Here is a 13,651-nt window from a genome sequence, read left to right as displayed (position 1 = left end):
GCATCATGGCGCCATGACCCGCGACTGGACGCCCCTTGCTCTGACCTACCTGGTGCTGGCGGTGGCCGGACTGGTCGGCACCTGGTGGTTCAACGCGCTGGCCATCATCCAGATGGCCGATTTCATCGGCGACCTGGTCAGCAGCGGTCCGGCGGTGTCCTCCATCACGGTCGACCTGCTCATCGCGGCGGTCGCGGGCAGTGTCTTCGTGCTGGTGGAGGCGCGGCGCCTGGGCATGCGCTTCGGCTGGCTGTACGTCCTCGGCTCGGCCGTCACGGCGTTCGCGTTCACGTTCCCGCTGTTCCTGGCCATGCGGCAGCGTCGGCTGGTCCGCGCCGCTCGCGCGACCACGTGACGGCGACGCGCCCGCGGGTCGATCGGACGCGCGACACTGGGACTCAGACGCGGCCCTGGAATGCGCCGCCGCCCCCGCCCTGCACCTCCCGACCGAAGGAACGACCCGTGCCGCAGCATCCCGACCCGATCGTGACCATCGCACCCGGCCGGGTACGCGGCCTCTGGCGGGGCGAGTCGGCGGCCTTCCTCGGCATCCCGTTCGCCCAGGCGCCGGTCGGAGACCTCCGCTTCGCCGCGCCTGTCCCACCCGAGCCGTGGGACGGTGTCCGCGACGCGATCGAGTACGGCGCGACGGCACATCGCGAAAAGCCCGGGGAGGTGACGCTGATCCCCGAGCCGTCGGTGCCCGGCGAGGCCACCCTGAACGTCAACGTGTTCACACCGTCGCCGGACGGTGCGGCAGCGTTGCCCGTTCTGGTCTACATCCACGGCGGCGGGTACACCGAGGGCTCTCCCGCCAGTCCCTGGTACGACGGTGCCGCCTTCAACCGCGACGGAGTCGTGACCGTGACGGTGTCCTATCGACTGGGTTTCGACGGGTTCGGCCACATCGCCGGCGCGCCCGGCAACCGGGGGGTCCGGGACTGGCTCGCCGCGCTGGCGTGGGTGCGCGAGAACATTTCCGCGTTCGGCGGCGATCCGGGCCGGGTGACCATCGCAGGGCAGTCCGCCGGTGGCGGCGCGGTCCTCACCCTGCTCGGCATGCCGGCCGCCCAGGGTCTGTTCTCGGCCGCCTGGGCGATGTCTCCTGCCCTGGCGGACGTGCCGCCGGAGCGCGCCCGGACGCTCTCGGCGAAGCTGGCGAACCTCGCGGGGGTGGCGCCCACGCGCGACGGGTTCGCCGGCGTCCCGGAGGCGACGCTCGTGCGGTTGCAGGGGGCCGCGGCATCCACCGATTCGAAGGACCGGCTCGCCGGGGTCCGCGCCATCCTGTCCGAGGGCCTCCCGTGGGGTCCGATGGTCGACGGTGACCTGATCACGATGCCGACGGTCGATGCGCTTCGCGCGGGCGTCGGGTCCGGCATCCCCCTGGTCGTCGGTTCCACCGATGACGAGTTCACCATGCTGACCGACCGCCTCAAGAACAAGCTGCGGCTCGTACCCGCGGCGTTCGGACTCGGGCTGCTGGGCGTGGCTCCCCACGCGCGCGCGGAGTATCTGCGGGCCAACGCGGCCCAGCACCGCAAGGGGACGGCGGCCGTGCTGGGCCGCTACGCGACCGACGCCGTCTTCCGGGCCGGAGTGGTGCGCGTCGCGGAGGCACGCGCCGATGCGCCGACCTGGGTGTACCGGTTCGAATGGCCGTCACCGGTGATCGGGTGGGCCTGCCATTGCCTGGACGTGCCGTTCTGGTTCGACTGCCTCGATGCGGGCGTCGAAGCGCTGGCCGGGGACCGCCCGCCCCGCGCGCTCGCGGCCGCCGTGCACGGCTCTGCGGTGTCGTTCGTCCGGGACCACGATCCGGGGTGGCCGGCGTGGAGGACGATGCCCGGCGCAACGCGGATCTTCGGCGGCGACCCCTCCCGCCCGGACGTCTCCGCCGACGGATATGCGAGCGTGCGCGCGCTGGTCTGAGCCGGCCGGACTTCCTCGTGCGTCAAAAAGCGGGGACATTCCGGCGGTGGCGCCCGCACGTGCTGCCGGCGGGCACGGTTCATCCCCGCGGATTCACCGGGCGGCCGCCGGGAACCGGCCGCCCGGTGCCTGCGGCCGGGAAGCCGGCCGCCGGGTGCCGCGGGCGGCCAGCAGGCCGGCCAGAGCCGCTCGGACCCGGTCTGCGTGCCACATGATGTCCTCGGCGATGGGGCGGTAGGTCGCGAAGCCGAGCGCGGCGGCGGCCTGGTCCCGGCGACGGTCGGTACGCTGGTCCGCCCAGCTGGAATGGAACTGCGCGCTGTCGCATTCGACGATCAGCCAGCCGGCGACGACGAAATCGACCCGACCGACGCCCGCGATGGACACCTGCACCTCGAAGCGCACACCGAGGGAACGCAGAATCAGCCGGAGCAGCGTCTCGGGACCGGACTCCGCGCGCGGGTCGATCAGCCGGCGCAGCACCCGGTGCCGCCGGGGAAGCGCACCGAAGAGCTCATCGAGATCGTCGAGCCGGACAACGCCCGCGTGCAGTGCCGAGTCGAGCGTCGCCAGCGCCGCTCGGGGAGGCTGGCACCGCACGGCGGAGACGACGGCGTCGAACAGCTCCACCGACGTCGAGCACGGGTGCGGTGTGCGATGCAGGCGGCCCCAGTGGCGCCGAACCGACCGTGTCGGCATGGGCGCGTGGCTGCGGGCCGCGTGGAGGTGCACGTGCAGCGCGGACGGGTCGAGAACGAAGACGCCGTGGCGGAGCAGTTCCGAGACGCAGGTCAGGCGCCCTCCGAGCGCACAGGCGTCCACGAGATCGGCGGCGGTTCCCGCAGCGAGGTACGCGCCCGCGCGCGGGCGCACGACCCGCCCCTCGGCGACGGCCTCGCGCAGGTCACGATCGGTCCATCCTCGGGCCACGAGGTCGCGCCGTCGATGAAAGTGCGTGGCTCGCCCGCGCAGTTCGGCGTCGGTGTGCTGCAACATGCCGGTCAGCGTGGCGCGGAGGCAGGTGCTGCGGCGCCGCAGCCGCCGATTCTGCGGGTTATGTCCGCAGTGCGCGCCCTGGGGAGGAGGCGATTCGTCCACCGGCTCGACCCCGGGTCCGCAGCGTGGTCAAAACACCGGGCGATTCCGACCGCGGACCGTCATCACCGGGTGCCCGACGCGACTTCTCCCGCGGCTTTGACGCCCGGCCGCGGGCGACGCACCGGGACCGGGTTATACCGACGCGCCGGCCGGCATCACCCCGGTCAGGCGATGACCTGGGCCCCGGGGATGCGCTTGAGCATGACCTCGACCGCCTCGAGGTTGGCATCCACCAGCACGGCGTCGCGCCCCAGCGCCGCGGCGACAGCTCCGGTCGTGCCGCTGCCGGCGAAGAAGTCCAGAACGCGGTCGCCGGGCCGGCTGGATGCCTGAACGATGCGTCGCAGGATCCCCTCCGGCTTCTGCGTCGGATAGCCGGTCTTCTCCCGGCCGGTGGTCGGCACGATCGTGTGCCACCAGACGTCGGTGGGCAGCTTGCCGCGGGCGGCCTTCTCGGCGGTGACCAGTCCGGGCGCCATGTACGGCTCGCGGTCCACGGCATCCGAGTTGAACCAGTACCGGTCGGGATCCTTGACGTACACCAGGATGGTGTCGTGCTTGGTCGGCCAGCGGCGCCGGGTCTTGGCCCCGTAGTCGTACGCCCAGATCAGCTCGTTCAGAAAGCGGTCGCGGCCGAAGAGGGCGTCCATGAGCACCTTGGCGTAATGCGCTTCGCGATAGTCCAGGTGCACGTAGAGCGTGCCGTCCGCGGCCAGCAGACGCCACGCCTCGGCCAGCCGCGGCTCGAGGAAACCCCAGTAATCGTCGAACCGGTCGTCGTACTCGCGCAGGTCGCCGCGCAGCCGCTCGTACTCCCGGCCGTGGAACCCGCGCCGCACGACGGCTCCGTCTGCCACCGGCACGCCGGTCGTTTCCGGCACCGTGCCGAGCGGCGTGGCGCCGGCCACCGGCTCGGGCGACCCGGGTCGGACCGAGCGCGCGGTCTCCAGCGCCCGGCCCTGCACGCGCCCGGTGTTGAACGGCGGATCCAGGTAGATCAGGGTGAAGGACTCGTCCGGATATGCCGCGACCACGGCGAGGTTGTCGCCGTGGTGGATCGTCACCGCACCCCGCGGCGGAGCGACGCCCGCCGTGTCGACGATCTCGGCGCCCGTCACGGCACCCGGTACAGCCACGGGTCCGTCGCGAACTTCGACTCGACCAGGGCTTCGGCCTCGGCGTACTCCTCGTCGCTGATGCGGCCGGGCACGGCCCCGTACAGTTTCGCGAACGTCTCGATGAAGCGCTCGATGATCGCTTCGCGTGGCAGTCCGGTCTGACGACGCAGCGGGTCGACCCGCTTGGCCGCCGAGGTGGTGCCCTTGTCGCTGAGCTTCTCGCGGCCGATGCGCAGCACCTCGGTCATCACCTGACCGTCCATGTCGTAGCTGAGCGTGGCGTGGTGCAGCACCCCGCCGTTCGCGAGGCGCTTCTGCGCCGCCCCGCCGATCTTCCCCTGCGGGCTCGCGATGTCGTTGAGCGGCTGGTAGGTGGCTTCGATGCCGAGGGAGCGCAGCGCCTGCAGCACCCAGTCGTCCAGGAAGGCATACGAATCGGCGAACGTCATGCCGGCGACCAGGGATGCCGGGACGTACAGCGAGTAGGTCACGATCGAGTTCGCGGCCATGAGCATCGCGCCGCCGCCGGAGATGCGCCGGACGACGTCGAAACCATGCCGGGCTGCACCCTCCGGATCGACCTCGTTGCGATACGACTGGAACGACCCGATCACGACCGCGGACTCGTCCCACTCCCACAGCCGGAGCGTGGGGCGACGCCGGCCGTCGCCGACCCTGGTGGTGAGCACCTCGTCCAGCGCGAGGTTCATCCGTGGCGAGACGGGCTTTTCGTGCACGATCTCCCAGTCGAAGTCGCGCCAGCCCGGCGCGGTCACCAGCGCGCGGCGGACGGCGGTGCCGACCGCCTCGGGCGTGAACCCCAGCAGCTGGGCGCCGTCGGGCAGTGCCTCGCGCACGGCCGCGGCGATGGCCGCGGCATCCGTCTCGATGGGGAGGCCGTTGACGGCGTCGTCGATGTCGTCCAGCGCGCTGTCCGGCTCGAGGAAGAAGTCGCCGGCGAGGCGGAACCCGAAGATCCTGCCGTCGCGTTCTTCGAGGTCGACGACGACCAGCTTGCCTCCGGGCACCTTGTATTCGCCGTGCATGGACTCAGCTTAAGTGCCGCTCCGCGGCGAGAGCGCCCTCAGGCGCTGACGAGCATGTGCAGCGCCGCCGGCGAGAGCGCGTGCTCGATGGCGAGCATGGCCGCACCTCGGACACCGGCGTTCTCCGCGGCCGATGACTGCACGATCGCCAGATGCTCGGTCGCCAGCGGCGTAGAGCGGGTGTAGACGACCTCGCGCACCCCGGCGATCAGGTGCTCGCCGACCCGGGCCATGGAGCCGCCGATCGCGATGATGGACGGGTTCATCAGGCTCACGCAGGCGGTGAGCACCTCGCCGATGTCGCGGCCGGCTTGCCGCACGGCCTGGATCGCGTCGACGTTGCCGTGCTTGACCAGTTCGACCACGTCATCGCCATTGGCGGCCGCGATGCCCTGCGCGCGCAGTTCGCGCGCAATCGCCGGTCCCGAGGCGAGCGCCTCCAGGCATCCGCGGTTCCCGCAGCTGCACGGCACGTCGGAGCCGCGTGCCACCCGCACATGACCGATATCGCCGGCCACGCCCTGCGCGCCGCGCAGCAGCTGCCCGCCCGAGATGACCCCCGCGCCGATGCCGGTGGCGATCTTCACGAACATCAGGTGCTCGACCGACGGCCACGCGGTGGCCTGCTCGCCGAGCGCCATGATGTTGACGTCATTGTCGACGAGCACCGGCGCTTCGAGATGCTGACGCACCCACCCCGGGATGTCGAACCGGTCCCACCCGGGCATGATCGGCGGGTTGACCGGGCGGCCGGTGGAGAATTCCACCGGCCCCGGAACGCCGATGCCGATCGCCGCGATGTCGTCGACGCTCCGCCCCGTCTCAGCCAGCAGGGTCAGCGCGGTCTCGAGGGTCCAGGTCAGCACCGGCACCGGGCCCAGCGTGATGTCCAGCGGTTCGATGCGCTCCGCGAGGATGGTCGCGCCCAGGTCGCTGATCGCGACGGTGGCGTGCGTCGCACCGATGTCCGCCGCGACGACCACACGCGCGCCCGGGTTGAGGGCGAACTGCGACGGTGGGCGGCCACCCGTGGAGGCTGCCTCGGCGACCGGTGTGACCAGGCCCATCCGCATCAGCTCGTCCACCCGCACGGCGATCGTGGAACGGGCCAGGCCGGTGGATTTCGCGAGCTGAGCACGCGTGCGCGGAACACCGTCGCGAAGGAGCTGGAACAGCTCCGTCACGCCCATTCCGGCGGAAGATTCGACACCCATTGCACGATCCACTCACTCATACGACCCGGTCGGCCGAAGTCCGGGAAGTTCTGCCGTTCCCGTCGCTGGCCACGCTACACAACGGCAGAAGGCGACCGTGTCCGTTACGATTGGCGGCCGCCGGGCTTGGCGAACCGCTGCTGCAGCAGCACCGCGATCACGATGATGATGCCCTTGGCGACCGCCTGCACCGATGATGTCAGGTTGTTCTGGACGAACACGTTCGTCAGGGTGGCGAAGATCAGCACGCCGAAGACGGTGCCGGTGATCGTCCCGCGTCCGCCGACCAGCAGCGTGCCGCCGACGACGACCGCCGCGATCACGTCCAGCTCCAGCAGCGTGCCATGCGTGGAGCTGCCGGCAGTCGTGCGCCCGAGGATCATGACGGCGCCGATCCCCGCGCACAGGCCGGCGATCGCGTACAGCCACATCGTGTGGCGCTTCACGTTGATGCCCGCGAGCCGCGCGGCCTCGCGGTTGCCGCCGATGGCGACGGTGCGGCGACCGAACGTCGTGCGGTTGAGGATCACCCAGCCCAGCGCGGCGACGATCGCGAAGATCCAGATCAGGACGTCCACGCCGATGAGGTCGGCGTTCATGAAGCTGATGAAGCCGCGATCCTCGACGATCAGCGTGCGGCGTTCGGCGAGGATCTCGGCGAGCCCGCGCGCGGCGACCAGCATCGCGAGGGTCGCCATGAAGGCGACGACGTTGCCGTACGCGATCACGACCCCGTTGATCAGGCCCGCACCGAGCCCGACCCCGAGGGCGATCAGGATCATCACGATCCAGTGGGTCTGATCGGCGAGGTCCTGGATCGCCGCGAGGGTCGCCACGATCGAGGCGAGGCCGAGCACCGAGCCGACGGACAGATCGATACCGCCGGCGATGATGACCAGGGTCATGCCGATGCTGACGACGCCGATGATCGAGGCCTGACGGAGGATCACGAGAGCGTTGCTGAGCGTGGTGAAGCTCTCCCCGGCGGTGACGGCGCCGACGACCACGAGCACCAGCAGGGCCAGGACGAGTCCGAGGTTGCGGCCGACGGATCCGGACATGATCTTCTGCAGACCGCTCTTCTCGCCGTCGCGGCCCGAGGGGGCCTCGAGCGGAGAGCGGGCGCCCGTGGAGGAAGGCGGACCGACCAGGTCCCCGGTGGTTACTGGCTCGCTCACGCGGCGGTTCCTTTCATGACGAGATCGAGCACACCGTGCTCGTCGATCTGGGAGGCGGGGAGGGTTTCCAGGACGCGACCGTCCGAGACGACGAGGACCTTGTCGGCCAGGCCGAGCACCTCTTCGATCTCGCTCGAGACGATGACCACCGCGTTCCCGGCCGCCGACAGCCGCCGGATCAGCGCGTAGATCTCGGCGCGCGCGCCGACATCCACGCCGCGGGTGGGCTCATCCAGCAGCAGCACGCGAGTGCCGTGGACCAGCCACCGCGCCAGCAGGATCTTCTGCTGGTTGCCTCCGGAGAGGGTTCTGGTCGCCCGGTCCGGGTTCGCCGGTCGCAGCTCGAGCGCATCGATCTGTTCCGCGGTCGCTTTGCGTTCGGCCCGCTCGTCCAGGAAGCCCCCTTTGGCGAACCGGGAGACGGAGGACAGGGTCACGTTGACGAAGATCGGCTCGTCCAGGACGAGTCCCTGGCTCTTGCGCTCTTCGGGCGACAGGCCGACGCCGGCCTCGACGGCGGCCACCACCGATCCTCGAGGCACGGTCTTTCCGGCGACCCGCACCGTGCCGGCCGTCGCCTTGCGCGCGCCGTAGACCGTCTCGATGATCTCTGATCTGCCGGAGCCGACCAGGCCGGCGAACCCCACGATCTCGCCGGCCCGGACGGTGAAGCTGACATCCGAGAAGACACCGGCCAGTCCCAGCCCCTCGACCTCCAGAACCAGCGGCGAATCCTCCGGTACCGGGACGCCCGGCGGGAAGACGTTCTCGACAGCCCGGCCGGTCATGAGCCGGATCAGCTCCTGAGTCGGCGTGTCGGCCGCCGGTAGGCCGGAGGCCATCGACGCGCCGTCCTTCAGGACGGTGATCCGGTCGCCGATCTGCCGGATCTCCTCCAGCCGGTGTGTGATGTACACCACGGCGATCCCTTCGGAGGTGAGCTCCCTGACCACGGAGAAGAGGTTCTTCACCTCCTGGGTGTCGAGCACCGCGGAGGGCTCGTCCATGATCATGAGCTTGATGTCGTGCGACAGTGCGCGCGCCATGCTCACGATCTGCTTGTTGGCGGCGCTGAGTCGACCGACCTCGGTGTGCGGCGACAGATTGGCGTGACCGAGACGGCGCAGCAGTTCCCTGGTCTGCCGCGCCGCCTCCGACCGCTTGGTGAACCCGCCCCTGGCCAGCTCGTGCCCGAGGAAGATGTTCTCCGCGATCGTCAGCCCGTCCACGACATCCAGTTCCTGGTACATCGTGGCGATGCCCAGTTCCAGAGCCGCTTCCGGCGTTGCGATCTCGACCGGTTCGCCGAGCCACCCGATCGTCCCCTCGTCGGGGCGATGCACACCCGCGAGCGTCTTGATCAGCGTCGACTTGCCGGCGCCGTTCTGCCCGAGGACGCAGTGGACTTCGCCGGGGAGCACGTCCAGATCGACCCCGCGCAGGGCCCGCACTCCGGCAAAGCTCTTCGTCACACCGCGCACCTCGAGTAACGCCGAGCGTTGGTCATCTTTGATCACACGCCGACCATAACATGTCGACGTCTCCGCGTTCGAGAGCCATGCAACGCGATGCGATCCGGCGTCGCGCGCGCGGATTTCGATCACCGATCCCGAAATTCCCACGGTCTACGGGCTTTTACCGGATCCCGGACGAAAGCTGTCGTGTCTACGACTCGTTCTGCTACCTTGAAGGCGGTCAGCCCCGGGGGCGGTCCTCGCGCGGAAGTGCGACGACGCCCTCGCCGCCCGACCTGCATTCACATTCAAGGAGGAATTCATGCGTTCAACCCGTTCCGTGCGCACGCGGGCGATCGGTGCCGGCGCCGCCGCGCTGACGGCCATCGCACTGCTGGCCGGCTGTACACCCGGCGCGCCCGAAGAAGAAGAGGGCGCCGACCAGGGCACCACCTCGGAGGAGAACCAGGCCACCGGCGACACGGTCGTCATCGGGTTCTCCGGACCGGCCGCCGACCACGGCTGGCTCGGCGCCATCAACTCCGGCGCGATCGCCGCGGCGGAGAGCTTCCCTGACGTCGAGCTGCAGCTGGCCGAGGGCACCAACGACGTCAACGCGCAGATCGCGGCCGTCGAGACCTTCATCAACGACGGGGTCGATGCGATCGTGCTGCTGCCCAGTGACGGCGCCGCTCTGACCGAGGTCGCGATCAAGGCCATGGAGGCCGGCATCCCGGTCATCAATGTCGACCGCGAGTTCTCCAGCCCGTTCGCCGCGCGGGCCACCGTGCTCGGCGACAACTACGGCATGGGCGTCAGCGCCGGCACGTACATCTGCGAGCAGGTCGGCGACAACCCCGACGCGATCGTCGCCGAGATCGCCGGCATCGACTCGCTCCCGCTGACGCAGGACCGCTCGGCCGGCTTCGCCGACGCGCTGGCGGACTGCGGACTGGAGGTCGGCCCCCGCGTGGCCGCCGACTTCACCGTCCAGGGCGGCGAGGCCGCGGCATCCCAGCTGCTGTCGGCCAACCCGCAGATCGATGCGCTGTGGAACCACGATGACGACCAGGGCATCGGCGTCCTCGCGGCGATCAACGCCGCGGGTCGCGACGAGTTCTTCATGGTCGGCGGCGCGGGTTCGCTGAACGCGATGGAGGCCATCGAGGCGGACGACACGGTGCTCAAGGCGACGATCATCTACCCGTCGACGCAGGCCGCCGACGGCATCGCCCTCGCCCGACTGATCGCACAGGGCAAGACGATGAGCGACCTGGTCACGCCCGGTGTGGCCAACCGCATCGTGCTGGATGCCCCCGTCGTTACGAAGGAGAACGTCGACCAGTACATCGGTCTGGCGTTCGAGTCCTGATCCGCACCACCTCTCGCCGGAAGGGGGCGTCTGCCTTTCGCAGACGCCCCCTCGAGGCACTCCCCGCCTTCGACACCCCCACGGAGTACCTGTGACCGAAAACCTTCGCGTCGCCATGATCGGCTACGGCTTCATGGGCGCCGCGCACTCGCAAGGGTGGCGCGTCGCTCCGCGCTTCTTCGACCTCCCCGCGCAGCCCTCGATGAGCGTGATCGTGGGCCGGGACCCGGACGGGGTCACGGCGGCCGCGCAGAAGTGGGGATGGGAGGAGGCGGCGACCGACTGGCGCGAGGTGATCGCCCGTGACGACATCGACATCGTCGACATCGTCACGCCCGGGGACACGCACGCCGAGATCGCGATCGCGGCCCTGGATGCCGGCAAGCACGTCATGTGCGAGAAGCCGCTGGCCAATTCCGTCGCCGAGGCGCAGGCCATGACCGATGCCGCCGACCGTGCGGCCGCGCGCGGAGTGCGGGCGATGGTGGGCTTCACCTATCGTCGTGTGCCGGCGGCGACGCTGGCCCGGGACCTGGTCGCAGCCGGACGCATCGGTCAGATCCGGCAGGTGCGCGCTTCCTACCGCCAGGACTGGCTGAGCGACGCCGAGGCCCCGCTGACGTGGCGCCTGCAGAAGGACCGCGCCGGTTCCGGTGCGCTGGGCGACATCGGCGCCCACGCCGTCGACCTGTCCGAGTTCATCACCGGGCTGCGGCTGCAGAGCGTGTCGGGGATTCTGGACACCATCGTCGCGGAGCGCCCGCTCCTGGGCGAAGGCATCGGCCTTTCCGGGACCGCTGCCGCCGAGCGGGGCGAGGTCACCGTGGACGACGTGGCGGTCTTCTCCGGCCGCTACGGATCGGCGGACGGATCGTACGCGCCGCTCGGCACGTTCGAAGCGAGCCGCTTCGCCACCGGGCGCAAGAATGCGCTCAGCATCGAGGTCTCCGGCTCCCTCGGCGCCGTCGCGTTCGATCTCGAGCGGATGAATGAACTGGAGTTCTTCGACGCGACGCTGCCCGCGACCGAGCAGGGCTTCCGCACGATCATCGTCACCGAGCCGGACCATCCGTACATTCGCGCGTGGTGGCCGGCCGGCCACACGCTCGGCTACGAGCACGGCTTCTCGCACCAGGTGGTCGACTTCGTATCCGCCATCGCCGAGGGTACGCAGCCGCGGCCCTCCTTCGCCGACGGCCTCCATGTGCAGAGGGTTCTGGATGCCGTCGAGCGCAGCTCCGCGGCGGGCAGCAGCTGGATCCCGATCCCGAACTGATCGCGCCACCCACGCGGTCGGTGCATTCTGAGAGACACTGCCCCGCCGGGCGCGGGGCGCGAGGAAAGGAACACGCAATGACGCGACCGATCACCCTGTTCACCGGGCAGTGGGCCGACCTGCCGCTGGAGGAGGTGGCCCGACTCGCCGCCGAGTGGGGCTACGACGGACTCGAGATCGCCTGCTGGGGCGACCACCTGGACCCCTGGCGCTGGGACGACGAGGAGTACGTGCAGGGCCGGCTCGATCTGCTCGAGCGCCACGGGCTGAAGGTCTGGGCGATCTCGAACCACCTCAAGGGCCAGGCGGTCTGCGACGACCCGATCGACCAGCGGCACCGGGACATCCTCTCGGACCGGGTGTGGGGGGACGGCGATCCCGAGGGCGTTCGTCAGCGAGCCGCCGAGGAGATGAAGCACACCGCACGGCTGGCCGCGAAGCTCGGGGTCAAGACCGTGGTCGGCTTCACCGGTTCGAGCATCTGGAAGTACGTCGCGATGTTCCCGCCGGTGACGCAGGCCGCGGTGGACGCGGGCTACCAGGACTTCGCCGACCGGTGGAACCCGATCCTGGATGTGTTCGACGAGGTCGGGGTCAGGTTCGCGCACGAAGTGCACCCCAGTGAGATCGCCTACGACTACTGGACGACGGTGCGCACGCTCGAGGCGATTGGCCACCGGCCCGCGTTCGGCCTGAACTGGGACCCCTCCCACTTCATGTGGCAGGAGCTCAATCCCGTCGACTTCATCCTGGAGTTCAAGGACCTGATCTACCACGTGGACTGCAAGGACGTGAAGCTCAATCTCGGCAACGGCCGCAACGGCCGACTGGGCTCTCACCTCGCGTGGGCTGATCTGCGCCGCGGATGGGATTTCGTCTCGACCGGCCGCGGCGACGTCCCGTGGGAGGCCTCCTTCCGTGCACTGAACAGCATCGGCTACGACGGCCCCATCTCGGTCGAGTGGGAGGACGCCGGAATGGACCGGCTGCTGGGCGCCCCGGAGGCGCTCGCGTTCGTCAAGCGGAACGCGTTCGCCGCGCCGGAGGCGGCGTTCGACGCGGCCTTCAGCGCCCGCTGATCAGTCCCGGACCGGGAAGCGCGCGTCCAGCCAGGCGAGCAGGTCGGCGCGCACTTCGGCCTGTGCTGCCTCGTTGAAGATCTCATGGCGCGCGTACGGGTAGACGAACGTCGTGACGTCGGTGAAACCCGAACGCGTGCGGTACGCATCAGCGAGTTTGTGCACGCTGCGCGGGCCGCCGACCGTGTCGTCGCGACCCACCATGAGCAGTGTCGGGATGTCGCGGCCGAGGTTCTTTTTCGGCTTGCCCATCATGCGCAGCTGGCCGTGCAGGCCGAAGAGCTGCCGCATCGGCGCAGCGGTGGTCAGCGGATCGGCGAGGAACGCTGCCGCGACCTCGGGATCACTGGCGAGCCATTCCATGCCTGTCGCATCCGGTCCGCTCCATCGCGCGTTCAGTTCGCCGAGGTTGCCCCAGCCGAGTTGGCGATAGACCGTACCGCTGAGCACGAGGGCGTCATAGGCCTCCGGTTCACGGTTCAGCAGCATCTGTGCCATGAACGAGCCCCACGAATGACCCAGGAGCACGAGGGGCAGACCCGGATTCTCCGACCGGATGAGTGCCGTCAGCTGCGACACCGCTCGAACGGCGCCCATGACGCCGCCCGGTCCCAGGCGGCCGAGCTTGGACACATCGTCGCCGTGCTGCTTCATCCCGGTGCGGCCGTGACCACGATGGTCGTCGGCGTACACGGTGTATCCGTCGGCGGCGAGTGCCTCGACCAGCGCACCATAGCGTCCGGCGTGCTCACCGACGCCGTGCGCGAGCTGCACGATCGCCTTCGGCGGAGTTCGAGCGGGGTGAACGTCGTAGACGATCGCGATGCCGTGCGCATCGATGAAGTCGGGCATGCGGCGAGTCTAGACAGCGCGGGAACGCGACA

General features: G+C 70.0%; 12 protein-coding genes. 5 read left to right on the top strand and 7 right to left on the bottom strand.

Annotated features, from left to right (window positions below):
* Positions 1-13 precede the first annotated feature (13 nt).
* Positions 14-355, top strand: a complete 342-nt coding sequence (locus tag NQ152_RS06155) for a DUF2834 domain-containing protein (protein WP_257523376.1) — start codon at positions 14-16, stop codon at positions 353-355.
* Between the two features lie 107 nt (positions 356-462).
* Positions 463-1,932 (top strand): carboxylesterase/lipase family protein, encoded by a 1,470-nt coding sequence (locus NQ152_RS06150; protein WP_257523375.1) that lies wholly within the window; start codon positions 463-465, stop codon positions 1,930-1,932.
* Between the two features lie 93 nt (positions 1,933-2,025).
* Here the strand turns inward: NQ152_RS06150 and NQ152_RS06145 are convergent, their stop codons facing one another.
* The 6 genes from NQ152_RS06145 to NQ152_RS06120 all read right to left on the bottom strand — a co-directional run bounded on the left by NQ152_RS06145 (position 2,026) and on the right by NQ152_RS06120 (position 9,058).
* Positions 2,026-2,928, bottom strand: a complete 903-nt coding sequence (locus tag NQ152_RS06145) for an endonuclease domain-containing protein (RefSeq protein WP_257523374.1) — start codon at positions 2,926-2,928, stop codon at positions 2,026-2,028.
* A gap of 266 nt (positions 2,929-3,194) precedes the next feature.
* On the bottom strand, positions 3,195-4,148 hold the full coding sequence (locus tag NQ152_RS06140) for a site-specific DNA-methyltransferase (protein WP_257523373.1): 954 nt from the start codon (positions 4,146-4,148) through the stop codon (positions 3,195-3,197).
* Positions 4,145-5,194: a biotin/lipoate A/B protein ligase family protein gene (locus tag NQ152_RS06135; RefSeq protein ID WP_257523372.1), complete on the bottom strand. Its 1,050-nt coding sequence runs from the start codon at positions 5,192-5,194 to the stop codon at positions 4,145-4,147. Before NQ152_RS06135 ends, NQ152_RS06140 begins: the two co-directional genes overlap by 4 nt.
* Before the next feature lie 38 nt (positions 5,195-5,232).
* Entirely contained in the window at positions 5,233-6,408 is a 1,176-nt protein-coding gene (locus tag NQ152_RS06130; protein WP_257523371.1) for an ROK family transcriptional regulator, read from the bottom strand.
* A 104-nt stretch (positions 6,409-6,512) separates the two neighbouring features.
* Positions 6,513-7,586 (bottom strand): ABC transporter permease, encoded by a 1,074-nt coding sequence (locus tag NQ152_RS06125; protein WP_257523370.1) that lies wholly within the window; start codon positions 7,584-7,586, stop codon positions 6,513-6,515.
* Positions 7,583-9,058 (bottom strand): sugar ABC transporter ATP-binding protein, encoded by a 1,476-nt coding sequence (locus NQ152_RS06120; RefSeq protein WP_257523369.1) that lies wholly within the window; start codon positions 9,056-9,058, stop codon positions 7,583-7,585. Before NQ152_RS06120 ends, NQ152_RS06125 begins: the two co-directional genes overlap by 4 nt.
* Before the next feature lie 304 nt (positions 9,059-9,362).
* On the opposite strand from NQ152_RS06120, the gene NQ152_RS06115 reads away from it, so the two are divergent.
* The 3 genes from NQ152_RS06115 (at position 9,363) to NQ152_RS06105 (ending at position 12,767) form a co-directional block, all read left to right on the top strand.
* Entirely contained in the window at positions 9,363-10,412 is a 1,050-nt protein-coding gene (locus tag NQ152_RS06115; RefSeq protein WP_257501258.1) for a substrate-binding domain-containing protein, read from the top strand.
* A gap of 115 nt (positions 10,413-10,527) precedes the next feature.
* On the top strand, positions 10,528-11,688 hold the full coding sequence (locus NQ152_RS06110; protein WP_257523454.1) for a Gfo/Idh/MocA family protein: 1,161 nt from the start codon (positions 10,528-10,530) through the stop codon (positions 11,686-11,688).
* A 77-nt stretch (positions 11,689-11,765) separates the two neighbouring features.
* Entirely contained in the window at positions 11,766-12,767 is a 1,002-nt protein-coding gene (locus NQ152_RS06105) for a sugar phosphate isomerase/epimerase (RefSeq protein ID WP_257523368.1), read from the top strand.
* Here NQ152_RS06105 and NQ152_RS06100 read toward each other — a convergent pair whose 3' ends face one another.
* Positions 12,768-13,619 (bottom strand): lysophospholipase, encoded by an 852-nt coding sequence (locus tag NQ152_RS06100; protein WP_257523367.1) that lies wholly within the window; start codon positions 13,617-13,619, stop codon positions 12,768-12,770. It lies immediately after the preceding gene.
* Positions 13,620-13,651: the final 32 nt, after the last annotated feature.

It is taken from the genome of Microbacterium sp. zg.B48 (assembly GCF_024623505.1).
GTDB lineage: Bacteria > Actinomycetota > Actinomycetes > Actinomycetales > Microbacteriaceae > Microbacterium.
This window is presented reverse-complemented; position numbering and strand designations above follow the sequence as displayed.

Excerpts from the sequence above, each read along its gene's own strand:
- NQ152_RS06100 (WP_257523367.1), bottom strand. The coding sequence starts at position 13,619 with ATGCCCGACTTCATCGATGCGCACGGCATCGCGATCGTCTACGACGTT.
- NQ152_RS06130 (WP_257523371.1), bottom strand. The coding sequence starts at position 6,408 with ATGGGTGTCGAATCTTCCGCCGGAATGGGCGTGACGGAGCTGTTCCAG.
- NQ152_RS06135 (WP_257523372.1), bottom strand. The coding sequence starts at position 5,194 with ATGCACGGCGAATACAAGGTGCCCGGAGGCAAGCTGGTCGTCGTCGAC.
- NQ152_RS06115 (WP_257501258.1), top strand. The coding sequence starts at position 9,363 with ATGCGTTCAACCCGTTCCGTGCGCACGCGGGCGATCGGTGCCGGCGCC.
- NQ152_RS06110 (WP_257523454.1), top strand. The coding sequence starts at position 10,528 with ATGATCGGCTACGGCTTCATGGGCGCCGCGCACTCGCAAGGGTGGCGC.
- NQ152_RS06155 (WP_257523376.1), top strand. The coding sequence starts at position 14 with ATGACCCGCGACTGGACGCCCCTTGCTCTGACCTACCTGGTGCTGGCG.
- NQ152_RS06105 (WP_257523368.1), top strand. The coding sequence starts at position 11,766 with ATGACGCGACCGATCACCCTGTTCACCGGGCAGTGGGCCGACCTGCCG.
- NQ152_RS06145 (WP_257523374.1), bottom strand. The coding sequence starts at position 2,928 with ATGTTGCAGCACACCGACGCCGAACTGCGCGGGCGAGCCACGCACTTT.